At 58.3% G+C, this 22,081-nt stretch carries 23 protein-coding genes; 17 read left to right on the plus strand and 6 right to left on the minus strand.

Annotated features, from left to right (window positions below; genetic code table 11):
* Positions 1-26: 26 nt before the first annotated feature.
* Positions 27-461 carry a flagellar basal body-associated protein FliL gene (locus tag ABT56_RS04830; protein ID WP_047877736.1) on the minus strand — a complete coding sequence of 145 codons (435 nt, stop codon included), beginning with the start codon at positions 459-461 and terminating at the stop codon, positions 27-29.
* A gap of 167 nt (positions 462-628) precedes the next feature.
* Here ABT56_RS04830 and ABT56_RS04835 point away from each other — a divergent pair, with 167 nt between their 5' ends.
* Positions 629-1,174: a chorismate--pyruvate lyase family protein gene (locus ABT56_RS04835; RefSeq protein ID WP_047877737.1), complete on the plus strand. Its 546-nt coding sequence runs from the start codon at positions 629-631 to the stop codon at positions 1,172-1,174.
* Entirely contained in the window at positions 1,165-2,028 is an 864-nt protein-coding gene (gene ubiA, locus ABT56_RS04840; RefSeq protein ID WP_047877738.1) for a 4-hydroxybenzoate octaprenyltransferase, read from the plus strand. The genes ABT56_RS04835 and ubiA overlap by 10 nt, the downstream gene beginning before the upstream one ends.
* Before the next feature lie 115 nt (positions 2,029-2,143).
* Here the strand turns inward: ubiA and plsB are convergent, their stop codons facing one another.
* The gene (gene plsB, locus ABT56_RS04845; protein ID WP_047877739.1) at positions 2,144-4,594 is read right to left on the minus strand and encodes a glycerol-3-phosphate 1-O-acyltransferase PlsB; all 2,451 of its coding nucleotides are present in this window, start codon (positions 4,592-4,594) and stop codon (positions 2,144-2,146) included.
* 293 nt (positions 4,595-4,887) lie between these two features.
* Here plsB and lexA point away from each other — a divergent pair, with 293 nt between their 5' ends.
* The 6 genes from lexA (at position 4,888) to ABT56_RS04875 (ending at position 10,901) form a co-directional block, all read left to right on the plus strand.
* Positions 4,888-5,505: a transcriptional repressor LexA gene (gene lexA, locus ABT56_RS04850; protein ID WP_047877740.1), complete on the plus strand. Its 618-nt coding sequence runs from the start codon at positions 4,888-4,890 to the stop codon at positions 5,503-5,505.
* A 79-nt stretch (positions 5,506-5,584) separates the two neighbouring features.
* Complete coding sequence (locus ABT56_RS04855) at positions 5,585-6,385, plus strand: class I SAM-dependent methyltransferase (protein WP_047877741.1); 801 nt, start codon at positions 5,585-5,587, stop codon at positions 6,383-6,385.
* 272 nt (positions 6,386-6,657) lie between these two features.
* A complete protein-coding gene (gene coxB, locus ABT56_RS04860) occupies positions 6,658-7,794 on the plus strand; it encodes a cytochrome c oxidase subunit II (RefSeq protein WP_084722158.1) in 1,137 nt (378 codons plus the stop codon).
* Between the two features lie 12 nt (positions 7,795-7,806).
* The gene (gene ctaD / locus ABT56_RS04865) at positions 7,807-9,414 is read left to right on the plus strand and encodes a cytochrome c oxidase subunit I (RefSeq protein WP_047877742.1); all 1,608 of its coding nucleotides are present in this window, start codon (positions 7,807-7,809) and stop codon (positions 9,412-9,414) included.
* A gap of 8 nt (positions 9,415-9,422) precedes the next feature.
* Positions 9,423-9,977, plus strand: coding sequence for a cytochrome c oxidase assembly protein (locus ABT56_RS04870; RefSeq protein ID WP_047877743.1), 555 nt, complete (start codon positions 9,423-9,425; stop codon positions 9,975-9,977).
* Between the two features lie 9 nt (positions 9,978-9,986).
* Positions 9,987-10,901 carry a cytochrome c oxidase subunit 3 gene (locus tag ABT56_RS04875; protein WP_047877744.1) on the plus strand — a complete coding sequence of 305 codons (915 nt, stop codon included), beginning with the start codon at positions 9,987-9,989 and terminating at the stop codon, positions 10,899-10,901.
* 5 nt (positions 10,902-10,906) lie between these two features.
* Here the strand turns inward: ABT56_RS04875 and ABT56_RS04880 are convergent, their stop codons facing one another.
* Positions 10,907-11,140 carry a DUF2909 domain-containing protein gene (locus tag ABT56_RS04880; protein ID WP_047877745.1) on the minus strand — a complete coding sequence of 78 codons (234 nt, stop codon included), beginning with the start codon at positions 11,138-11,140 and terminating at the stop codon, positions 10,907-10,909.
* A gap of 60 nt (positions 11,141-11,200) precedes the next feature.
* Between ABT56_RS04880 and ABT56_RS04885 the strand changes: the two genes are divergently transcribed.
* The 6 genes from ABT56_RS04885 to ABT56_RS04910 all read left to right on the plus strand — a co-directional run bounded on the left by ABT56_RS04885 (position 11,201) and on the right by ABT56_RS04910 (position 16,456).
* On the plus strand, positions 11,201-11,878 hold the full coding sequence (locus ABT56_RS04885; protein ID WP_047877746.1) for an SURF1 family protein: 678 nt from the start codon (positions 11,201-11,203) through the stop codon (positions 11,876-11,878).
* A gap of 12 nt (positions 11,879-11,890) precedes the next feature.
* The gene (locus ABT56_RS04890) at positions 11,891-12,436 is read left to right on the plus strand and encodes a hypothetical protein (RefSeq protein WP_047877747.1); all 546 of its coding nucleotides are present in this window, start codon (positions 11,891-11,893) and stop codon (positions 12,434-12,436) included.
* Positions 12,437-12,454: 18 nt separating this feature from the next.
* Entirely contained in the window at positions 12,455-13,498 is a 1,044-nt protein-coding gene (locus ABT56_RS04895) for a COX15/CtaA family protein (protein WP_047877748.1), read from the plus strand.
* 68 nt (positions 13,499-13,566) lie between these two features.
* Entirely contained in the window at positions 13,567-14,499 is a 933-nt protein-coding gene (gene cyoE, locus ABT56_RS04900) for a heme o synthase (protein ID WP_047877749.1), read from the plus strand.
* A gap of 109 nt (positions 14,500-14,608) precedes the next feature.
* Positions 14,609-15,946, plus strand: a complete 1,338-nt coding sequence (gene dinF / locus ABT56_RS04905) for an MATE family efflux transporter DinF (RefSeq protein WP_047877750.1) — start codon at positions 14,609-14,611, stop codon at positions 15,944-15,946.
* A gap of 117 nt (positions 15,947-16,063) precedes the next feature.
* Positions 16,064-16,456, plus strand: a complete 393-nt coding sequence (locus ABT56_RS04910) for a 3D domain-containing protein (protein WP_047877751.1) — start codon at positions 16,064-16,066, stop codon at positions 16,454-16,456.
* Positions 16,457-16,660: 204 nt separating this feature from the next.
* Here the strand turns inward: ABT56_RS04910 and nfuA are convergent, their stop codons facing one another.
* Positions 16,661-17,239, minus strand: coding sequence for a Fe-S biogenesis protein NfuA (gene nfuA / locus ABT56_RS04915; protein WP_047877752.1), 579 nt, complete (start codon positions 17,237-17,239; stop codon positions 16,661-16,663).
* Between the two features lie 132 nt (positions 17,240-17,371).
* Positions 17,372-18,067 carry a ComF family protein gene (locus ABT56_RS23510; RefSeq protein ID WP_084722160.1) on the minus strand — a complete coding sequence of 232 codons (696 nt, stop codon included), beginning with the start codon at positions 18,065-18,067 and terminating at the stop codon, positions 17,372-17,374.
* Between the two features lie 38 nt (positions 18,068-18,105).
* Between ABT56_RS23510 and bioH the strand changes: the two genes are divergently transcribed.
* The 3 genes from bioH (at position 18,106) to ABT56_RS04930 (ending at position 19,605) form a co-directional block, all read left to right on the plus strand.
* The gene (gene bioH / locus ABT56_RS04925) at positions 18,106-18,885 is read left to right on the plus strand and encodes a pimeloyl-ACP methyl ester esterase BioH (RefSeq protein ID WP_047877754.1); all 780 of its coding nucleotides are present in this window, start codon (positions 18,106-18,108) and stop codon (positions 18,883-18,885) included.
* Positions 18,886-18,982: 97 nt separating this feature from the next.
* The gene (locus ABT56_RS23850) at positions 18,983-19,168 is read left to right on the plus strand and encodes a hypothetical protein (RefSeq protein WP_157037779.1); all 186 of its coding nucleotides are present in this window, start codon (positions 18,983-18,985) and stop codon (positions 19,166-19,168) included.
* Positions 19,159-19,605, plus strand: coding sequence for a hypothetical protein (locus ABT56_RS04930; RefSeq protein WP_047877755.1), 447 nt, complete (start codon positions 19,159-19,161; stop codon positions 19,603-19,605). Before ABT56_RS23850 ends, ABT56_RS04930 begins: the two co-directional genes overlap by 10 nt.
* Before the next feature lie 79 nt (positions 19,606-19,684).
* On the opposite strand, the gene ABT56_RS04935 is transcribed toward ABT56_RS04930, so the two are convergent.
* The gene (locus tag ABT56_RS04935; RefSeq protein ID WP_047877756.1) at positions 19,685-22,015 is read right to left on the minus strand and encodes a Tex family protein; all 2,331 of its coding nucleotides are present in this window, start codon (positions 22,013-22,015) and stop codon (positions 19,685-19,687) included.
* Positions 22,016-22,081 lie beyond the last annotated feature (66 nt).

Consider the following 22,081-nt stretch of genomic DNA (forward strand, 5'->3'; position numbering starts at 1 on the left):
CATATATAGCCGGGTATAAAACAGGCTTATTGGAAGAGGTATTTGGTGAACAGCAGTTCGGTAACCAGCTTCTGGTTGGTTTCGGCGATCAGCAATTCGTTGACCTTGGCGAGGCAGGCTTGGCGGATTTCCTCGCGTCCGGCTAACGATTGTACCCGGGCTTCTGGCTGCTGGCCGATCACGGTGATGATGGCGTCGCGGATCAGCGGCGCGTGGTGCTCGACCAGCTTGCTCATCGACGGGTCAAGTAGCATGAGGTCGACTTGGAGGCGCAGATAGCCGAGTCGTTTGCCCTGGGTGACATAGTTGGTGGTGATATCGGGGGCAAGGGTGTAATAGGTATAGTCAGGCATTGCGGCGCTGGTATCTGTTTCGGTATTGGTATCGTTATTGGCAAAGGCCGAAGACGGCACCAACATGATGGCCAATAACAGCAGCAGGCCGGGGATGGTCTGTTTCATTGTGACACTCACGGGTTATTAGTTTTTAGCCGCATAATCGTTTTCTTTCGATCGTAACGATATTCGTCGTGGTTACGGCTTGCTACAATAGTGTTTCCTCATGGTAATCAATTAACCTTGAACTACCAAGCTTTTGCCTTGGTAGGTAGTCGTTTTTTATTGGAAAGATGTCGAAATTCAATCAGTTGTACAATCCCTTGCTAGAAAGTGCCCATTGGCAGGCAGCCCAGAGCATGCAGTTGGAAGGGAATGAGTTTGGGCATTGGTTGCTGGAACTGGACTCGCTCTCGCGCCGTTTTGAGCGCCATTGCGAGCATTTTACCGTGTCGCTGGTTGAGCAGGGGATGCTGGAGCATTCTTGCTTGGTGCCGAACGAGCGGGCGCTGATTGGTGATGTGGATTGCCTTCAGCGCAAGGTGGTGCTGCTGGGAGACGGGGTGCCGTGGGTGTACGCCCGGACCCTGATCCCGATGACCACCCTGACCGGGCAGGAGCGCGACTTGGCCGAATTGGGCGAGATGCCGCTCGGGTTCCGGGTGTTTACCGATCGCAGTGCGCGGAGGGATGCGTTGGAAATCGCGCGTATTGCTGGCGGGGAAACGGGATTATGGGCTCGCCGTTCGCGGTTGTGGCTCAATGGCAAGCCGCTGCTGGTGGCGGAAGTATTTTTGCAGGATGCGCCGATGTATAAGGAGACCCAAGCGTGGAGATGACAAAAGCAAGGGCCTTTTGGCAGCTAGCCCGATTCGACCGACCGATCGGCAGCCTATTGCTGCTGTGGCCGACATTGTGGGCGTTGTTCCTGGCAGCCGATGGCATGCCCGATCCTGGTGTGATGCTGGTTTTCGTCTTGGGCGTGATTTTCATGCGTGCAGCAGGTTGTGTGATCAACGATTTTGCTGACCGCAATTTTGACGGCCACGTCAAGCGAACCGCACAGCGGCCGATGCCGTCAGGCAAGGTCTCCGAGCGAGAGGCGCTGGGGCTGTTTGCCTTGCTGGTACTGGTCTCTTTCCTGTTGGTGCTGACCATGAACAGCCTGACCATCATGATGTCGGTGGTCGGCCTTGGGCTGGCGGCGGCCTATCCGTTTATGAAACGTTATACCCATTTGCCTCAACTGGTGCTCGGGGTGGCGTTCGGTTGGTCGATCCCGATGGCCTATGCGGCACAGGCGGGTGAGGTCCCGGCCGTCGCCTGGTTGCTGTTTGTTGCCAATATTCTGTGGACGGTGGCCTACGATACCCAGTATGCGATGGTTGATCGCGACGATGACCTCAAGGTTGGGATCAAGTCGACGGCTATTTTGCTGGGCCGCTATGACAAAATGGGCATAGGCTTGCTTCAGCTCGGCACTCTGGTTTTGCTTATTGGGGTCGGGGCACTCAAGGCCTTGCCGCAATGGTATTACTGGTTCTTGCTGTTGGCCTCGTCGCTGTTTGTCTACCAGCAGATGCTGATCCGCAATCGTGAGCGTGAACCCTGCTTCAAGGCGTTCCTCAACAACAATTATGTCGGTATGTTGGTATTTGTCGGTATTACCGTCAGCCTTTGTCTGGTTGGTTAAATTTATCGACGTGCCGATAAAAAAGCGCCTTGGGGCGCTTTTTTTGTCCGTGCTATCAGGCCAAAGAAAAAGGCTGCCATCATGGCAGCCTTTTTTGTTCAAGGAAGGGCGGGAATCAAGCTGTTTCTGGCTCGTCTTCCTGACGCTCTTCGCGGTTCATTACCGCTTGGATGGTCAGCTTCACCTCTGGTGAGACTTGGGCCGCGAGCTGCTCGGCCAGGATCTGGACCGGCTTGGATACCGCGTGGCAGTCCTCGTTGAGGTAGCCTTCCTCGCGCAGGGTCTTGACCAGAATGGCGAAGACGCCCTTGTCGAAGAACTCCGGCGCGTTGATGCCGTGCAGGCGGCTCAGGCGCTGGGCCATCATCTGGCTCTGCTGCTCGAGGTCGCTCTTCATCAGCTGCGGCTCGGAGTTGAGCAGGGTCAGGGCGATGGCATAGCGCTGCAACGTCTCGGAAATGGTGCGTGCCAAGAGGTGCAGCGGGCCAATCCGGGAGTTGTTGAGGCTGATGATATCGCCGTCGCGCAGGATCAGGCGCTGGCGAACCAGCTCGTTGATCTGGGCATCGACTACCGCAGCCAGCTCATTATCGCTGTAGCGCAAGAACAACTCGGCCTTGAGGAACGGGTACAGGCGGGCGACTTGGGCTTGAATTTCACTGATATCGAGCTGCTGGTGGTGGATAACGATATTGGCAATCAGCGACGGCAGCGCAAACAAGTGGATAATGTTGTTGCGGTAGTAGGTCATCAGGATCGCCTGCTCGCGGTTGAGCGAGACCATTTCCCCGAGGCTGTCGCGCTCGACCAGGAACTTGTCCATCTCGAGGGCATGCTCGACCATTTCCTTGGCGTTGTTGTCCGGAATGGTGAACTGCTGCGAGTACGGTACGTTGCGCAGCAGCTGCAGGTAGCACTCGAGTTGCTGTTCGAGATCCTCACGGCTCAGGGCACGCTGGCGCGAGGCAAGCAGCGCCATACCGCACAGGGTCAGGGCATTGGTTGCCGCCGCATCGTTGATGTGGGTCATCATCTTGTTGGCCAAGCCGTTCACAACCGGGTTTAGCCATTCAGGGCGTTGTGGTTCGATCGGGTCGATGTCCTTGTGCCACTCTGGCGCGTTTTCGTTGAGGTACTGGTTCAGCGAGATTGGCTCACCGAAGTTGACGTAGCCTTGGCCCAGGTTGCGGAGTTTGCGCAGGGTTCGCAGCACTTGGCCGACGTTTTCTTTTTCCTTGCGCTTGCCGCGTAGCTCCTTGGCGTAGGTTGCCACTTCCATGACGTGCTCGTAGCCGATGTAGACAGGCACCAGGGTGACAGGTCGGTTGAGCCCGCGCAGCATCGCCTGGATAGTCATCGACAGCATGCCGGTTTTGGCCGGTAGCAGTCGGCCGGTTCGGGAGCGGCCGCCTTCGCTGAAGTACTCGACCGAATAGCCCTTGGCAAACAGCTCGGCAAGGTACTCGCGAAATACCGTCGAGTAGAGGCGGTTGCCCTTGAAGCTACGGCGAATGAAGAACGCGCCGCCCCGGCGGAAAATCGGCCCGGCCGGGAAGAAGTTGAGGTTGATGCCGGCAGCGATGTGCGGCGGAACCAATCCTTCCCGGTACAGCACGTAGGACAGTAGCAAGTAGTCCATGTGGCTGCGGTGGCAGGGAACATAGACGATTTCGTGGCCGTCTTGGGCTAGGCGACGTACCTGCTTGGCGTTGTTGATGTTCAGGCCCTGATAGAGCTTGTTCCACAACCAGCCGAGGAAGCGCTCGCCCCGCTTGATCAGCGAGTAGGAGAAATCGGCGGCGATCTCTTCCATCATGTCGACGGCTTCCTTGCGGACCTTCTCGATCGGCACATCACGGCTGGCGGCTTCTTCGGCCACAACTTTCTCGATGGCCTTGGAGGCCAGCAGGCGCTTGAACAGGGCTTGGCGGTCAGGCAGCTTCGGCCCAGACGCAGCAAGCTGCTGGCGCGAGAAGTGAATACGGGCAACCCGTGCCAGCTTGTTGGCGATCGAGTCGTCGGTACCGTGGTGGTCGGCCATGTAGCGCAGCGAAACCGCCGGGCTCAGGCGTACCATGCAATCGCGGCCGTGGGCCACGATGGTGATGAACTTCTCCGGCCCGTTGAGCGGACGCAGGATCGGGCGGTGGTTGTCTTCCTTGCCCGGCTGGCGCCCCCACAGGATCGATGCCGGAACGACCTGGATATCGAGCTCGCCGTCTTGCTTATGCTGCTCGAGCAGGGCGGTGAATAGCTCGATGGACTCTTGCGGCAACTCGCCTTTTTCGGCGAACAGGCGCGGACCGTCGGAGATATACACGTAGCGGACGAATGACTGGCCGTTGATCTCCAACGGTGACAGCGGGTCGGGCAACCCCAGCATCGCGGTGCTCTTGCGCAGGGTCATTAAATCGGTATTGGAGCGGAACGGCAGGATATAAACAATCGGGCGTTCCGGGTCCAGTTCCAGATCCGCAATCGGATTGGACGGAATTGAATGGGTTTTAACCAGCAGAGAAAGCGGCAAATCCAGTAACTTTTGATAGATCTTCTGCCAACTTGACATATCTTTTACTAGCCTCGAATTCTTAATGCGCGGCAAGGATAGCAGAAAACCCCCTGCCATTAGCAGCGAATTAGCACATACTTGCAGTTACATGACATTTTTATTGTGTTTTTGCTGCATTTCCTGAATGTTACGGCTTGCTCGGCGCCGAGTGGCGATCAAAGTGTAGGTCAGAGCCTACATCAGAGTGGCGATTTAGCGGCAAAATTGTTGTTTTCCTAGGCAATAGCCTTTTCAACCGCGTTGACACTGGATATACTCACAGTAGACTGTATAAAAAGACAGGGTAAGTGATGAAGCCGTTAACGCCGCGCCAACAAGAAGTCTTTGAATTGATCAAAGCAAAAATTGACGATACTGGAATGCCGCCAACACGCGCTGAAATAGCCCGTGAACTCGGCTTCCGATCTGCCAATGCCGCCGAGGAGCACCTCAAGGCGCTCGCTCGTAAAGAAGTGATTGAAATTATACCGGGAGCCTCTCGCGGTATCCGTCTTATTCAGACTGCAGAACCCGAAGTGAGTGGCTTGCCGCTGATCGGACAGGTTGCTGCCGGAGAGCCGATTCTGGCTCAGGAGCACGTCGAGACCCATTACGATGTTGATCCGTCCTTGTTCAAGCCGCGTGCTGATTTCCTGCTGCGGGTGAACGGGATGAGCATGAAAGACATCGGTATCATGGATGGCGACCTGCTGGCGGTCCACAAGACGCAGGATGTTCGTAACGGGCAGGTTGTCGTGGCCCGAGTCGATGAGGACGTAACCGTTAAGCGACTCGAGCGCAAGGGCTCGCAGGTTCTGCTTCATGCTGAAAACGAAGAGTTCGAGCCGATCCTCGTGGATTTGAACTGCCAGCACCTGACCATCGAAGGTTTGGCTGTTGGGGTTATCCGCAGTAGCGACTGGATGTAAACCGGAATTATTTTCCGTCAAGGTTTGCAACTGCTAATGAGAGTTATTATCATCTCCTTGTAGGTTTCTGGAGGTGATAATGACTGGCCCATCCCGCTTTGATATTCCGTCCGAGCTGCTTCAGCCGCTTTGGCTTCGTAGCCGAGAAAGCTTGGCTGATGATCGCCTGCTTTATGATCCCGTCGCTGCTGTCGCCTGCAGCCAATGTACCCTGATCCCCGAATGCCTGCGCGGTAATGTGACCGAGCAACAGTTGCTGCATGCCAGCTTGACCCTGCAAGGGGATCGCCGGGTGCAGGATTTTCTGCGCCGTCATCCCAACGGGGTGATCCTCAATCTGGGTGGGGGGCTAGATACCCGTTTCTATCGCATTGATAATGGCCGTTGCCGCTGGTTCGATATCGACGTTACCGAGCATCTGTTGTGGCGCCAGCGCTTGTTTCACCGCAGCGAACGCTATCGGATGCTGCCAGGCTCGCTAGAGGAGCTTGATTGGCTCCAGTTGCTGCCGGCCATGTCCGGCTCGCCGGTGATGCTGGTGTGCGATCAGGCGATGCTGGCTTATTCCGCCCCGGTGATTTCCGGCTTCCTCCAGTCGGCGGCCTGTCATTTTGGCCGACTTGAAATGTGTTTGGTGTTAGCTGGTGACTGGTGCGCCAGCCCGCTGGCTGATCGGCTGGGTGTCAGGGGCCATTACGGCCATGCCCTGCGGGATCCTCAGCAGCAGCTGCTGGCATGGCTGCCTTGGGCTGAGCCTGTCGGGCGGTTCAGTCCGTTTGACACCGGCTGCCGTCGCTGGCGGTTGTGGCAGCGTTGCCTTTCCCGTTTCCCCGGGGTGAAATATCGCCTTCTCCCGGTCCTCTTGCATATTCGGCTGTGAATTCGCAGCCCCCTCCATTTCCCCGCTACCTTCCTTGTCGATAGTCTTGGTGATCTCCTGTGTCATCGGAATGAAAAGGCAAGTTTTTTGCTGCAATTTTATTGCGCTTTGTCGCATTTCTGTCCTAAGTTGAATGTAAATAAACTGTTAATGGCACGGTTGGCGGAACTGATTGCTGCTTTGGATGTGTCAGTATTTTTCTGCTGATCTGAACCATTTCCGCAACGGATCGGTAGTTATATATAGGAAAAGGATGAGGAGGGAACCGGGAGATGATCCGCTTTCTGCTGTGTTGTCTGGTAGCCATGCCGGCTCTGGCCGATACCCAGTCCATGCCGCTCAATATGACCCAAGGGGTCACGGCGGTGAGCCAGCAGGTTTACGACCTGCACATGACGATATTTTATATCTGCGTGGCGATCGGGGTGGTGGTTTTCGGCGTGATGTTCTGGGCCATCATCCACCATCGTAAGTCTAAGGGGGCAGTGGCTGCTTCCTTCCACGAAAGTACCAAGGTGGAAATTGTCTGGACCTTGATCCCGTTCGTCATCCTGATCCTGATGGCGATTCCGGCCACCAAAACGCTGCTGGCGATGGAGGATACCTCCAAGCCTGACATGACGGTACAGGTCACGGGTTCGCAATGGAAATGGCACTATCGTTACTTCGACGAAGAGGTCGAATTCTACTCCCTCCTTGCTACCACCTCGGCGCAAATCGCCAACGAGCGCGACAAGCGCGACAACTACTTGCTGGAAGTCGACCGCCCGCTGGTGCTGCCTGTCGGTAAGAAAGTGCGTTTTTTGATCACTTCGCAGGATGTTATCCATTCCTGGTGGGTGCCCGATTTTGCGGTGAAGAAGGACGCCAACCCCGGCTTTATCAATGAGGCGTGGACCCGGATTGACGAGCCCGGTATCTACCGTGGCCAGTGTGCTGAGTTGTGCGGGAAAGACCACGGATTTATGCCGATTGTGGTGATTGCCAAGTCCCAGACGGACTACGACCAGTGGCTACAGGCCACCCGGACGGCCCAGCGCGAGGCGCGAGAGGAAGAGCAGCGCCTGCTTGATATGCAGATGGGGATGGACGAGCTAATGGCGCTTGGCGAAAAGGTTTATACCACACGCTGTGCTATGTGCCATCAGGCCAACGGACAGGGTCTGCCCGGGGCCTTCCCGGCATTGGCCGGCCAAGGGGTGTCGGTGGATCCTGCGGCGCGGCTGGAGCACATCAGCGTTGTCGTTCACGGTCAGGCCGGGACGGCAATGCAGGCGTTCGGGCCGCAGCTGAGTCTCAAGGAGTTGGCGGCGGTGATCACCTATGAGCGCAATGCATGGGGCAACAATACCGGCGATGCTGTGCAGGCAGCCGAGATCCAGGCGGTGATGAATGGCGAAGAGCTATAGGGGAGAATAGCGATGACGGATATGTTGCGCGAGCAGACGGTTGACGAGGCGGGCACGGAGCAAGAGCATCATCATGCCCATCACCCGAGTGGATTGCGGCGCTGGCTGCTGACCACTAATCACAAGGATATCGGCTCCCTCTACTTGATGTTCAGCTTCGCGATGTTCTTGATTGGCGGGGCGATGGCGATGGTGATCCGTGCCGAGCTGTTCCAGCCCGGCTTGCAGCTGGTCGAGCCGAACTTTTTCAATCAGATGACGACGGTCCACGGTCTGATCATGGTCTTCGGCGCGGTGATGCCGGCCTTTACCGGGTTGGCCAACTGGATGGTGCCGCTGATGATCGGTGCGCCGGATATGGCACTGCCGCGGATGAACAACTGGAGTTTCTGGATCCTGCCGTTTGCTTTCTCGATGCTGCTGATGTCGCTGTTCATGGAGGGTGGCGGCCCCAATTTCGGCTGGACCTTCTATGCACCGCTCTCGACCACCTACAGCCCGGAGAGTACCGGCCTGTTCGTGTTTGCCATCCATATCATGGGGATTAGCTCGATAATGGGGGCGATCAACGTGATTGTGACCATCGTCAATATGCGGGCGCCGGGGATGACCTACATGAAGATGCCGCTGTTCGTCTGGACCTGGCTGATCACCGCCTTCCTGCTGATCGCGGTGATGCCGGTGCTGGCCGGCGCGGTCACCATGGTGCTGACGGACAAGTATTTCGGTACCAGTTTCTTCGACGCAGCCGGGGGCGGGGATCCGGTGATGTTCCAGCATATCTTCTGGTTCTTCGGCCATCCCGAGGTCTACATCATGATTTTGCCGAGCTTCGGTATTATTTCGGCAATTATCCCCGCGTTTTCTCGCAAGAAGCTCTTCGGTTACAGCTCGATGGTGTACGCCACTGCCTCGATCGCCGGCTTGAGCTTTCTGGTTTGGGCCCACCATATGTTCACCACCGGGATGCCGGTGGCGGCCGAGCTCTTCTTCATGTACTGCACCATGCTGATCTCGGTGCCGACTGGGGTTAAGGTGTTCAACTGGGTGGCGACCATGTGGCGCGGATCGCTGACCTTCGAGGTGCCGATGCTGTTTGCCATCGCCTTCATCGTCCTGTTCACCATCGGCGGCTTCTCGGGGCTGATGCTGGCGATCACGCCGGCCGATTTCCAGTACCACGACACCTATTTCGTGGTGGCCCACTTCCATTATGTGCTGGTTTCAGGCGCCATCTTCTCGATTATGGCCGCGGCCTATTACTGGCTGCCGAAATGGACCGGCCATATGTTCGATGAAAAGCTGGCGAAGTGGCATTTCTGGTGCTCGCTGATCTCGGTCAACATCCTTTTCTTCCCTATGCACTTCCTCGGTCTGGCCGGGATGCCGCGTCGGATCCCCGACTATGCGCTGCAGTTTGCCGATATCAATGCGGTGGTCAGCATCGGCGGGTTCCTGTTCGGCCTGTCCCAGCTGATATTCCTCGCGGTGGTGGTCAAGTGCGTCCGTGGCGGTGAGAAGGCCGCGGCCAAGCCGTGGGACGGTGCCGAGGGGCTGGAGTGGAGCGTGCCGTCACCGGCGCCGCACCATACGTTCTCGACACCACCCAAAGTCGACTAGGAGGCGATATGGCCGATCAGACCCCCAAATCTCCCGCTGGCCGCCGGACCTTCTGGTCTCTGGTTCTGGCATCGGTTGCCATGTTCGGTTTTGCCTTTGCTTTGGTCCCGCTCTACGACGTGTTTTGTGACATCACGGGGATCAACGGCAAGACGGCGGATACCGAGGCGGCCGCCAGTGAGCGTGTCGATCGTAGCCGGGCGATCACGGTGGAGTTCGTCGCCTATATCAACCCCGGGGTGTCATGGGAGTTCGAGCCTGAGGTGACCACGCTGGTGGTCCATCCGGGGCAGACCCATACGATTAACTACCGGGCTCGCAATCTGTCGCAGGCCAGCAGCGTTGGGCAGGCTGTTCCGTCGGTCAGTCCGGGGCTCGGAGCCCAGTATTTCAACAAGATCGAATGCTTCTGCTTTAACCACCAACCGCTTGAGGGCGGCGAGAGCGCCTCGCTGCCACTGATTTTTTACGTCGACCCTGAACTGCCGTCCGATATCACGACCCTGACGCTGGCTTACACCCTGTACAGCGCCAAGGCGGATCCCGCGGTAAAAACCCAATGAGGCTGAATCATGGCAAATCCTTATACCGAGCATGACCAGACCCTTCCTCCCGAGCAGCATCCGGCCCCCGAGCCCTACTACGTGCCCGAGGCGAGTGCCTGGCCGATAGTGGGAGCGGTGGCGCTGTTCCTGATCGCGATGGGGGCGGGGGCAACCGTGGGCAATTTGTTTGGCGGGCAGGGCCCCTGGCTGCTGCTCGGCGGGGTCGGCCTGTTGCTGATTATGCTGGCGGGGTGGTTCCGTGACGTCATCCATGAGTCGATGGGGGGGCTGTACAGCCAGCAGATGGATCGCTCTTTCCGCCAGGGGATGAGTTGGTTCATTTTCTCCGAGGTCATGTTTTTCGCCGCCTTTTTCGGGGCGCTGTTCTATGTCCGGATGATCGCCGTGCCTTGGTTGGGCGGTGCCGGTAACAATGAGATGACCCAGGCCGTGTTGTGGCCGGAATTTATTGCCCACTGGCCCTTGGTCAAAACCCCAGCCGGTGGTGAAACGCAAGCGATGGGCCCGCTGGGGCTGCCGTTGTATAACACCCTGATCCTGCTGACGTCCTCGGTCACCATCCATATTGCCCATACCGCGCTGGAGCAAGGCAACCGGCCCCGGCTGACGCTGTTCCTGCTCCTGACTGTGCTGCTCGGCAGCCTGTTTGTCTACCTGCAGGGGGTGGAGTATATCCATGCTTACCGGGACATGGGTTTGACGCTGGATGCGGGGACGTACGGCAATACCTTCTTCATGCTGACGGGGTTCCACGGCCTTCATGTGACCTTGGGGACAGTGATTTTGTTTATTATCTGGCTGCGGGTTTTGCGCGGACACTTCACCCCTGAGAAGCATTTCGCCTTTCAGGCCGGGGCGTGGTACTGGCACTTTGTTGACGTGGTGTGGCTCGGCCTGTTTGTGTTTGTCTATATCCTGTGAGGAGCTCAGTATGGGCGTGGGTTCGGGGTGATATAACCGCTGGCCAGCGCCAATAGCAGCAGGGCAAAAAGGACAACGGAAATGGCAATCCGCCAGCCGAGATAGCGCGACATCCTCGGTGTTTTGGGGGCAGCCTTGCTGCCGGAGTCGCTTCCGCTCTTGAGCATCATCGGCAAGGCGCGGAACAGATTGAGGATGATAAAAGCAAGCAGGATCACAAGCAGGGCTTTTAGCAGCATAGTTCGACTCCGGAGGGGATGGTTGTTACTAGAAGTGTAGGTGCAACGACGGGGAGAGGGATGCGCAGAATTGGTTTTGTGATCTTTACGGTGGCGGTGCTGGCGACCTTGGTCAAGCTGGGGATGTGGCAGATATCAAGGGCGCAGGAGAAGGAGAGCCTCGGGCATGCCTTGGACTTTCGTAGTGAGCAGATGTACTACAGCCTGGCCAGTCTTCCGCCTGACCCCCGTTGGTACAGCCTTACCTTGCGGGGGCGCTTCGATCACAGCCGTGCCCTGCTGCTCGATAACCAGATTTACCGGGGGCGGGTCGGCTACCATGTCCTTTATCCGTTTGACGTCGAGGGGCAATGGTTGTTGGTGAACCTCGGGTGGATCCCGGCACCGGCCTACCGCGAGCAGATGCCGGTGTTGCCCGAGCACCACGGGGAGGTGCTGGTGAGCGGAATTATCGCCCCGCCATCTAGCCTGCTTGAGCTATCCCCCGAGACATTGGAAGACAGTTACCCGTTGCGGGTGCAGAACCTCAACACCGGGGCGCTTAGCATGCACATGGGGCTGGTGCTCCAGCCCTGGATATTGCAAATCGACCCGCAGAGCCCGGTGGCCTTGGAGCAGACATGGACGCCGGTGGTAATGGGGCCGCACAAGCATTATGCCTATGCTTTGCAGTGGTTCTTGATGGCGGTGGCCGTGAGCGGTCTGGCGCTGTGGTGGCTGCGGCGAGGCAAGACCTAGAGGGAGCGAATAATGAAGGGAAAAACAGCCTTGGTGCTGATGTTGCTGGTATTTGTCCTGCCGGTGGGGCTGGCCAAGTTGATCCTTGATTTGAACTGGTATCAGGGCGGGGTGACCAATCGCGGGCACCTGCTCGAGCAGCCGCTGAGTGCGGCATGGTTGGCGGAGGCGGAGCAGTGGAAGCTAGTCTACCTGATGCCGGAGCAGTGTGATGCGCGCTGCCAGGGTGCCTTGTTCAACCTGCGTCAGATCCCACAGGCGATGGGGGCCGGCAAGACGCGGGTCGGGAGCGTCTTGTTGGTTGGTTCACTGGAATTAGCACAGGCAGACGTGGAGCCGAAACAATTGGCCGGGGTGCGGCTTGAGCTGGCTCGGGACGATCAGCTTGATGTGTTCCGCCATCTAGAATTTGGCGGTGAGGCCATTTATATCGCAGATCCGCTTGGTAATGTGATGATGGCGTACCCGTTGGTGAGCGGCAAGGCAGAAATATTGGCACAGGGCAAGGACGTGCTGCGCGATCTCAAGCGGCTGCTGAAAGTCTCGAAGATAGGGTGACTGGGGGAGGAATTGGCAATGGATGGATTCAAGCGTTTGGTGAGTATCACCTTTCTTCTCGCCTTGGTGGTCATTGCACTCGGGGCATACACCCGGCTGACAGAGGCTGGGTTGGGGTGCCCAGACTGGCCCGGCTGTTACGGTTTTGCCGGGGTGCCGGAGACAGCTGCCGATCAGCAATTGGCACAGGTTCGCTTTCCCGATGCCCCTATCGATTTGGCAAGGGCATGGAATGAGATGATCCACCGCTATGTTGCGGGTACCTTGGGGTTGCTGATTCTGGCTATCAATATCATGGCCTGGCGCCAACCGGGGTTGCCGCGTCGTTTGCCGGCAATGCTGCTGGTGCTGGTGGTGTTTCAGGCCGTGCTGGGAATGTGGACGGTGACCATGGCGCTGATGCCTGTGGTGGTTATGGGGCATTTACTCGGTGGTTTCACGACGGCTTCCCTGCTGCTGTTGTTGCGACTCAGGCTGGCCCCCCGATCTGTTCCTTCTATGCTGTCTGCGTCGGCCCCGGGTAAGGGGCTACAGTTGCTGGCGGCTTTAGGGTTGGTGATTGTGGTGGGTCAGGTTGCCTTGGGAGGCTGGACTGCGGCTAATTACGCTGCGGTGGTGTGTACCCAGCTGCCGTTTTGCGAGGTGGACTGGCAACAGCAGTTCGACGTGACGGCCTTCCGCCTGATCCAGCCAGAGCATGACAGCTACCAGTACGGGGTGCTCGATTACGCCCAGCGGGTGTCGATCCATGTCGCCCACCGGATCGGGGCGGTGGTGACGGCGGCGGTGCTGCTCCTGCTCGCCGCCGGGTTATGGCGACGCCCCAGCCTGCGGCGCTGGTCCGTGGCGTTGGTGGCGGTGCTGGGGCTGCAGGTTGCCCTCGGGATCACCAATGTGGTGGCCAGCCTGCCATTGGCTGTTGCCGTTGCCCATAATGTTACCGGGCTGGCATTGGTCCTGCTGTTGGTGGCGGCGAATTATCAGCTGTACCGGATGGGATCGCGCTGGTCCCTTCGGGCCTCGTGGCCGCGTCCTGTCGGGACGATAGGGCGGCGGGGATAGAGTCTGTGTTGTCCGGCCCATAAGGGGCTGGGCTGACAAGGTATAGGAAGCAAGGGAGGGCGCGAGCAATGGCTAAATTGACACTGGCCGCCAAGGGCGGGATGAAATCATCGTCCGGGGTGGCGAGAAAACGGATCTGGCAAGATTACCTAACCATGACCAAGCCCAAGGTCGTGGCGATGCTTCTGCTTACGGCGCTCGTCGGGATGTGTCTGGCGGTACCGGGGATCCCGCCTGCCGAGGCGGTGGTGCTTGGCTTGTTGGGGATCGGCCTGCAATCGGCGGCGGCGGCGGCCTTCAACCATGTGCTGGATCGCCGGTTCGATGCCCAGATGGCCCGTACCCACCACCGTCCCTTGGCCAAGGGGCGGGTAACGACCGGCCGGGCGGTGGCGTTCGCGTCGGTGCTGATGGTGGCCGGTTTTGCCCTGCTGTGGCAGCTTAACGCATTGACCGCTTGGCTGACACTGGCCAGTTTGGTGGGGTATGCGCTGGTCTATACGGTCTGGCTCAAGCATGCCACGCCGCAGAATATCGTGATCGGCGGACTGGCGGGGGCCGCGCCGCCGCTGTTGGGCTGGACCGCGGTCACAGGGCAGCTTGACCCGCATGCATTGCTGCTGGTGATGCTGGTATTTACTTGGACGCCCCCCCATTTCTGGGCGTTGGCGATCCACCGCAGGGATGACTATGCCAAGGCTGGGATCCCGATGCTGCCGGTTACTCACGGGATCGGCTTCACCAAGACCATGGTGCTGCTCTATACCGTGATGCTGGTGATGGTCGGGCTGCTGCCCTGGCTGACCGGGATGAGCGGGTGGCTGTATCTGGCGGGCAGTACCTTGCTCAATGTCGGCTTTGTCGGTTATGCCCTGAAACTGAAATTTGCCGATCAGCCCGGCTATGCCTGGGCAACGTTCAAATATTCTATCTGGCACTTGCTGGGGTTGTTTGTGGTGTTGTTGGCCGACCACTGGCTGACGGGCCTGCTTGCACCCTGATAGGCTTGCCGTCCTACGCTCTTCGCCTCGGCTCGATCGCCGGGGCTTTTTATTTTCCCCATGAGGCCGGATAATCGTATTGTGTGATTGCCAGCTGAATGAGGTTACTGTGCTGACTGCTTTGCGAGACCGAACACTACACCGTCAGGTATTTGCCTTGGCGCTGCCGATGGTGCTATCGAATATTACCGTCCCCCTGCTGGGATTGGTTGATGCGGCAGTGATTGGGCATCTGGATTCGGCATGGTATCTCGGCGGGGTGGCTGTCGGCGGTACCATGATCAACGTGACGTTCTGGCTGCTGGGCTTTTTGCGGATGGCGACCACGGGCTTGAGCGCCCAGGCATTCGGTGCCGGTGACAAGGATGCCCAAGCCGAGGTGTTCGTGCAGGGGCTGGCCCTGGCGTGGCTGTTGGCGCTTTTGCTGGTGGCCTTCCATCAGCCGGTGGCGGGCTGGATATTCCAGTTCAGCGAGGCCAGCGACGCGGTCAAAACCTATGCCGCCCAGTATTTCTCTATCCGGATCTGGGGGGCCCCGGCGGCATTGGCCAATTTTGTCATTATGGGGTGGTTGCTCGGCACCCAGAATGCCAGACGCCCGATGTGGCTGCTCATTATCACCAACGTCGCCAATATCGTGCTGGACATACTGTTCGTGATCGGTTTCGGTTGGAAGGTGCAGGGGGCTGCATTGGCCTCGGTGCTGGCAGAATACAGCGGCCTGATTTTGGGCCTGTGGTTCGTTTCTCGGCATTGGCTGGCCCATGCCCTGCCGGCTTGGCGCGAGAAGCTGGGGTCGGTGAGCAATGGGATGGGGCGGCTGCTCCGCCTAAACCGGGATATTTTCCTGCGCAGCTTGTGCCTGCAATTGGCGTTTACCTTCATGACCTTCCAAGGGGCAACGCTGGGGGACGACACCGTGGCGGCCAATGCCGTACTCATGAGTTTCCTGATGCTGGTGTCCTATGCGATGGACGGTTTTGCCTATGCGATGGAGGCGATGGTCGGTAAGGCAATCGGTGCCCGCAGCCGCGGCGAGCTGGGCCGGACCCTGATCGGCACGACGTTCTGGAGTCTTGTGATATCCGTGCTGATGACGCTGGTGTTTGTTCTGTTCGGCAGCCAGATCATTGCCCTTATTTCCGATATTCCTGCCGTCAGGGAAGAGGCCGCGCGTTACCTGCCGTGGCTCTCGGCAGTGCCGCTGGTGGCCATGTGGTGCTTCTTGCTTGACGGGGTGTTTATCGGTGCCACTCGCGGACGCGAGATGCGAAATAGCATGTTTGTTGCAACCTCTTGTTTCTTCATGATTTGGTGGCTGTTTTCAGAGTGGGGGAACCATGCCTTGTGGGCGGCTATGCTTTGTTTCTTGGCGATGAGGGGGCTGGCGCTGGCGGTAATATTTGCTTACCAATGGCAGAAAAATATTTTCCTTGAATCCTGTTAGTACAAACAGGGAGTTAGGATTTTATCCTAATGTCTGGTGGTTTTTTCGGCAAAAAAAACTACCCAAGCCTATATCGATCTGGTTAAATTGCGACCACTTTGAAATAGGGGAGAGTCGATGAAAAAGGCAATAATCGCATTTGTTGTCGCGGTAATGACACTGAGTTGGGCACTGCCGGCAGCGGCGGGGATCCAGGGCAAGAGCTACAAAGTAACCGCAACAGCGTATAACTCGTTGCGGGCCCAGACTAACTCCAACCCGAGCATTGCGGCTTGGGGCGATCGGCTAAAGCCGGGGATGAAAGCCATTGCGGTCTCCCGTGATTTGTTGGGACGAGGCTTCAAACGCGGTACCCGCGTCAAGATTTCCGGGCTGCCGGGTGAGTACGTGGTGTTGGATAAAATGAACAAGCGCTGGCGCAATAAAATTGATATCTACATGGGTAAAAACGTTCAGGCTGCCCGTAACTGGGGACGTCGTCATGTGACCATTACGGTGGTGAAAGCCTGACAAAGGGAACCTGAAAACATAACGGCTTTGCGTCAGCTCTGGCGTGCTAAGAGTCGCTATATTTTCAGATTGCAGTTTGACCTGACACCCGCCTCGAGCGGGTGTTTTGGTATTTGGCGTGAATGTTATTCATGCCCAGCGGTATAAAAAACGGGAGCCTCGTGGCTCCCGTTTGTGTTTCTTGTGGTTATAGCTGGGCGGACGTTAGTAGTAAGAGTGCTCGCCGCGGGCATGCTCGGTAATGTCACGAACGCCAGTCAGCTCGCCCTGGAATTGTGCCAGAAGCTCTTTTTCGATCCCTTCTTTCAGGGTCACGTCAACCATCGAACAGCCGTTGCAACCGCCGCCGAACTGAAGGATGGCAATACCGTCCTCGGTGATTTCTGACAGCGAAACGTGGCCGCCGTGGCCAGCTAGCTGTGGGTTGACCTGAGTCTGAATCACGTAGTCGACACGCTCCATCAACGGTGCATCGTCAGCGACCTTGCGCACTTTGGCATTTGGCGCTTTCAGGGTCAGCTGCGAGCCCATCTTGTCGGTGACGAAGTCAATTTCCGCATCTGCCAGAAACGGCAGGCTCAGCTCATCGACAAAAGCTGAAAATAGGTCGAAATCGATTTTTGTGTCCGTGGCCTCTACCGCTTCTGGCGGGCAGTAGGAAACACCGCACTCAGCGTTTTGCGTACCAGGGTTCACCACGAACACTCGGATATTGGTGCCTTCCGGCTGTTGGGCCAAAAGCTTGCCGAAGTGTTGTTGAGCAGCTTCAGAAATAGTAATCATAGACACGACGTAATACCTGACTTAATTAGTAAGATTAATTTTATTCTACTCTGAGATGGCCTTTCTATCACCCCTTAATCGTTGTAACTATGATTTTGGTACGGGTTCAGGTGAGTTTTCACCAATATTCTCTCAGCGGATGGCGGGGGTGTGGCAGAGGCAGTAGATATCAATGCGCTCGACGCCTTGGCCGTGCAGCAAAACACAAAGGGCCGAGAGGGTACTGCCGGTGGTGACGACGTCGTCGACCAGGGCAACGTGGCGTGGAAGCCTTGTATTGTTCAGGGCAAAGGCGTGGTTCAGGTTGTGGCGGCGCTCGGTCTTGGTCAGCAGGCGTTGGTAGGGGGTATGGCGAACCCGGCGAATGGCCCTGGGGAGGCACTGGCTGTCGAGTGTGTTAGCGAGGGGCTGGGCGATCAGGGTACTTTGGTTGAAGCCTCGGCTGAGGTGTCGCAGGGGATGGAGCGGTACCGGGAGCAGGACCGGGGCCGGTGCGGTGATTTGGGGGGCCAGCGCCAAGGCCAGCGGTTTGGCGAGCCAGAAGTGGCGGCGGAATTTGAGCTGGCGGATCAGCTGGTCGAGCGGGAAGCGGTATTCGCCGAGCCGGTAGAGGCGCTGCCACGGCGGGGGATCGCGAAGGCAGGCGCCGCAATAGGGGGTTGTGTGGTGATGGGTTGCCCCGCAGTGTTGGCAGTAGGGGAGCTCGGCAAACCGGGCCCGGCAGTCTGGGCACCAGTAGTCGTGCGGCGGCGGGGTCGGCAATTGGCAGAGCTGGCAGCGGTGCGACTGGCGCAGAAAGTTGGCGATGGCGGGGAATGGCGATAACATTCTGGTTCTCTTGCGGCAATGACATGAAGGAAGTGTAAATGACAGCCAAGCTACATTGGGAAACTTACGGCCAGGGTTCCGATCTGGTTCTCATTCACGGTTGGGGGATGAACGGGGCCGTATGGCAATCGATGCTTCCTGTATTGGCCGAGCATCACAAGGTTCATGTGGTGGATCTTCCCGGCTATGGCCATAGCCAGCCTTTCCCGTCACAGGCATTGCCTGAGATTGCCAAGACCGTGCTGGCATCGGCGCCGCCATCGGCCGCTTGGCTCGGTTGGTCATTGGGGGGGCTTGTTGCCACCGAGGCCGCCCTGCAGGCCCCGGAGCGTGTGAGCCGGCTGGTGACGGTCGCCAGTTCCCCGTGTTTTGCGGCCTCGGAAGGGTGGCGCGGGATCAAGCCCGAGGTGCTGGTGGATTTTCGCCATCAGCTGAGGGACGATTTCAAGGGGACGGTCGAGCGCTTCATGGCTTTGCAGGCAATGGGCAGCCCGTCGGCAAGACGTGATATCAAGCAGCTCAAGGACCATGTGCTGTCAAGGCCGGCGCCGTGCCAGGATGCCCTTGCCGGGGGGCTGAATATTTTGGCTGACGAGGATCTGCGAGGTCGGGTCGCGGACGTCAAGCAGCCCTGGTTACGGGTTTACGGTCGCCTCGACGGTCTGGTTCCGGTTAAGGTGGCGGCGGATACCGATCTGCTGGCCCCGTTGTCACAGAGCCATGTGTTGGGCAAGGCATCCCATGCCCCGTTTGTTTCCCACCCAGATGCCTTTTTGGAAGCTGTGCTGCCATTTTTGGTGACGGGCCGCGCGGCTTAGCAGATGAGCGGGAAATTGCATGGTAAGGTTTAAACTTTACGTGCATTCTGTCGATATAGTTGAAGACGGGATTTGCCCTTACTGATAGAGATTCATCATGACAATTGGACAGCTCACCTCGGGGGGCTCAGATAGCCTGACGAGTCTGCCGCAGCATATCTGTGGTGGGAACGGTTGCAACTGTATTGTCGGCCATTGTGCAGCGGTGTGCTCTCCCCCCGTATCCCTGACGGCATTCGGTGTAGTGGCTAACCATGGGGGGAGGGCTGTGACATGCTGGTAACCCCCGCGCACGTAGGTGCACCCAACTTGGCCCCGTCGGTCAATCCGCCCACCGAGCAGGCGGCACGGGATAATCGCGTCCGGAAGAAGATCACCCCGCCTAGCGAAATGGTGGCGGCGAACCGCCAGCGGCCGCTTGGCAGTGAAGAGAAAAACCGCCGTCAGGCGATTAAAGAGGAGCTGGCCGATTCCAAGGGGAACAGCCATGTTATTCGTTACAGCGAAGAGCTGGAGCGGATCATCAAGCAGCTCTCTGCCGGAAGTTACCTGCCGGAGTCCTCCAGCCTTGGCTATAGCATGCACATCAAGCTGCCGCGAGAATTGCTCGAGGCGCTTGCCACCATCAGCGAAGCCGAACGGACCAAAGGGGTGGTAACCCATAAATATGCCCTGTCGACTATCCCCAATCCGCCGAATGACTATGTGGTTGTGATTTGAGCGGAGATGAAAAGCCAGCAAGAAAAAAAGCGAGTGCCAGGCACTCGCTTTTTCGTTTCTGGGCTTCAGTTACGCCCGGTTATTTCTTCTTGGCATTGGCAAAGGCCGCGGCAAAGGCACCGCCCATCGCATTGCCGCCGTTGTCCTGCTGGCGAGGAGTGCTCTGGCGTGGCGAACGGTTGCTGCCGGCTGCCGGGCGCGGCTCTTGGGCCTTGCGGGCTGGCTTGTCCTGTCCCGGCTCGTCGCCAAGGCGCATGGACATACCGATGCGGTTGCGCTGCAGATCCACTTCCATCACTTTCACCTTGACGATATCACCCGCCTTGACCACCTCGCGCGGATCGGAGACGAACTTGTCCGACAGCGCCGAGATATGGACTAGGCCATCTTGGTGAACGCCGACATCGACGAAGGCACCGAAGTTGGTGACGTTGGTGATCACCCCTTCCAGTACCATGCCCGGGATCAGATCCTTCACCTCGTTGACGCCATCGGCAAAGGTTGCGGTCTTGAACTCGGGACGCGGGTCGCGGCCTGGCTTGTCGAGCTCGCCGATAATATCGGTCACGGTCGGCAGGCCGAACTGCTCGTCGGTATAGTCGGCGGCCTTGAGGCCGCGCAGGAATTCGCTGTTGCCGATAATCGCATCAAGCGGCTTGCCGTTGGCCGCCGCGATGTTCTTGACCACCGCATAGGATTCCGGGTGTACCGCGGAGCTGTCGAGCGGGTTCTTGCCGCCCATGATCCGGAGGAAGCCGGCACACTGTTCGAAGGCCTTTGGCCCGAGGCGCGAGACTTTCTTGAGGGTGGTGCGACTGTCGAAGCGGCCGTTTTCATCGCGGTAGCTAACGATGTTCTGGGCGATGGTCGGGTTGAGGCCTGCCACGCGGGTCAGCAGGGCCGGCGAGGCCGTGTTGACGTCAACGCCGACGGCGTTCACGCAGTCTTCCACCACCGCATCGAGGCGCTTGGCCAGCATGCTTTGGCTGACGTCGTGCTGGTATTGGCCGACCCCGATCGATTTCGGGTCGATTTTCACCAGCTCAGCCAGCGGATCCTGCAGGCGGCGGCCGATAGACACCGCCCCGCGCAGCGATACGTCGAGGTTAGGGAATTCGTTGGCGGCCAGCTCGGAAGCCGAATAAACAGAGGCTCCGGCCTCGCTGACCATCACGCTCTGGATCTTCAGGTTGTTGGCCTTTAGCAGGGCGGCGACGAAGCTGTCGGTCTCGCGCGAGGCCGTGCCGTTGCCGATGGCGATCAGATCGACATGGTGCTTGTTGAGCAGTGCCAGTACGGTGGCCTCAGCCTCTGCCACTCGCGCCTTGGCGGTATGCGGGTAGATCGTCGCGGTGTCGAGCAGCTTGCCGGTGGCATCGACCACGGCGACCTTACAGCCAGTCCGCAGGCCCGGGTCAAGGGCAAGGGTCACGCGTGGGCCAGCCGGTGCGGCCATCAGCAGATCTTTCAGGTTGTCGGCAAACACCTGCATCGCGCCGTCCTCGGCCTTCTCGCGCAGGGCGGCCATCAGCTCGGTTTCCATGTGCATCAGGATCTTGATCCGCCATGCCCAGCTGATCACCTGCTTGCGCCAGCTGTCGGCAGGCTGGGTACCCAGCGATACGCCGTAGTGCTCGGCGATCATCACCTCGCAGTAGGAGCCGCGGACATTTTCGTCCTGGCCGGGGTCGGCATTGAGCGACACCTGCAAAATTCCTTCGTTGCGGCCGCGGAACAGGGCCAGCGCACGGTGGGAGGGAATGCGCTTAAGGGTTTCGTTGTACTCGAAGTAGTCCTTGAACTTGGCGCCTTCCTCTTCTTTGCCTGCTACGACGCGGGAGGTCAGTTCGGCATTGTTCTGCAGCTGGCGGCGGATTTTTTCCAGCAGTCCGGCATCTTCGGCAAAGCGTTCCATCAGGATCGCCCGGGCGCCGTCGAGTGCTGCCTTGGTATCGGAGATGCCCTTGTCGGCATCGACAAAGGCATCGGCGGCGTGCTCTGGCTGCTGGCCGGCGTTGTTCCACAGGCTGTCGGCCAGCGGCTCAAGGCCTGCCTCGATGGCGATCTGGCCCTTGGTGCGGCGCTTGGGTTTATAAGGCAGGTAGAGATCTTCGAGGCGCGTCTTGCTGTCGGCGGTGTTGATTGCCGCTTCTAGCTCGGCAGTCAGCTTGCCTTGTTCGGTAATCGATTTGAGGATCACCTGACGGCGGTCTTCCATCTCGCGCAGGTAGCCAAGGCGTGATTCCAGGGTACGCAGCTGGGTATCGTCCAGCCCGCCGGTTACTTCTTTACGGTAACGGGCGATGAAGGGTACCGTGTTGCCGTCATCAAGCAGGGTGATGGCTGCCGTGACTTGCTGCTGGCGCACCGCCAGTTCTTGGGCAATCGTCTGGTTGATCGTGTTGCTCATTCCGTTGTATCTCATTTTGTCGTTGATAGCCCCATTTTACGGGGGAACGGGGCATAGGCAAGGTGT

Source organism: Photobacterium aquae (assembly GCF_001029445.1).
GTDB lineage: Bacteria > Pseudomonadota > Gammaproteobacteria > Enterobacterales > Vibrionaceae > Photobacterium > Photobacterium aquae.

Coding starts and splice junctions, on each gene's coding strand:
- ABT56_RS04910 (WP_047877751.1), top strand. CDS start 16,064: ATGAAAAAGGCAATAATCGCATTTGTTGTCGCGGTAATGACACTGAGT.
- ABT56_RS23850 (WP_157037779.1), top strand. CDS start 18,983: ATGACAATTGGACAGCTCACCTCGGGGGGCTCAGATAGCCTGACGAGT.
- ABT56_RS04870 (WP_047877743.1), top strand. CDS start 9,423: ATGGCCGATCAGACCCCCAAATCTCCCGCTGGCCGCCGGACCTTCTGG.
- ctaD (WP_047877742.1), top strand. CDS start 7,807: ATGACGGATATGTTGCGCGAGCAGACGGTTGACGAGGCGGGCACGGAG.
- plsB (WP_047877739.1), bottom strand. CDS start 4,594: ATGTCAAGTTGGCAGAAGATCTATCAAAAGTTACTGGATTTGCCGCTT.
- ABT56_RS04935 (WP_047877756.1), bottom strand. CDS start 22,015: ATGAGCAACACGATCAACCAGACGATTGCCCAAGAACTGGCGGTGCGC.
- ABT56_RS04885 (WP_047877746.1), top strand. CDS start 11,201: ATGCGCAGAATTGGTTTTGTGATCTTTACGGTGGCGGTGCTGGCGACC.
- lexA (WP_047877740.1), top strand. CDS start 4,888: ATGAAGCCGTTAACGCCGCGCCAACAAGAAGTCTTTGAATTGATCAAA.
- nfuA (WP_047877752.1), bottom strand. CDS start 17,239: ATGATTACTATTTCTGAAGCTGCTCAACAACACTTCGGCAAGCTTTTG.
- ABT56_RS23510 (WP_084722160.1), bottom strand. CDS start 18,067: ATGTTATCGCCATTCCCCGCCATCGCCAACTTTCTGCGCCAGTCGCAC.
- ABT56_RS04930 (WP_047877755.1), top strand. CDS start 19,159: ATGCTGGTAACCCCCGCGCACGTAGGTGCACCCAACTTGGCCCCGTCG.
- ABT56_RS04835 (WP_047877737.1), top strand. CDS start 629: ATGTCGAAATTCAATCAGTTGTACAATCCCTTGCTAGAAAGTGCCCAT.
- ABT56_RS04875 (WP_047877744.1), top strand. CDS start 9,987: ATGGCAAATCCTTATACCGAGCATGACCAGACCCTTCCTCCCGAGCAG.
- ABT56_RS04880 (WP_047877745.1), bottom strand. CDS start 11,140: ATGCTGCTAAAAGCCCTGCTTGTGATCCTGCTTGCTTTTATCATCCTC.
- ABT56_RS04830 (WP_047877736.1), bottom strand. CDS start 461: ATGAAACAGACCATCCCCGGCCTGCTGCTGTTATTGGCCATCATGTTG.
- ABT56_RS04895 (WP_047877748.1), top strand. CDS start 12,455: ATGGATGGATTCAAGCGTTTGGTGAGTATCACCTTTCTTCTCGCCTTG.
- coxB (WP_084722158.1), top strand. CDS start 6,658: ATGATCCGCTTTCTGCTGTGTTGTCTGGTAGCCATGCCGGCTCTGGCC.
- cyoE (WP_047877749.1), top strand. CDS start 13,567: ATGGCTAAATTGACACTGGCCGCCAAGGGCGGGATGAAATCATCGTCC.
- bioH (WP_047877754.1), top strand. CDS start 18,106: ATGACAGCCAAGCTACATTGGGAAACTTACGGCCAGGGTTCCGATCTG.
- ABT56_RS04890 (WP_047877747.1), top strand. CDS start 11,891: ATGAAGGGAAAAACAGCCTTGGTGCTGATGTTGCTGGTATTTGTCCTG.
- ABT56_RS04855 (WP_047877741.1), top strand. CDS start 5,585: ATGACTGGCCCATCCCGCTTTGATATTCCGTCCGAGCTGCTTCAGCCG.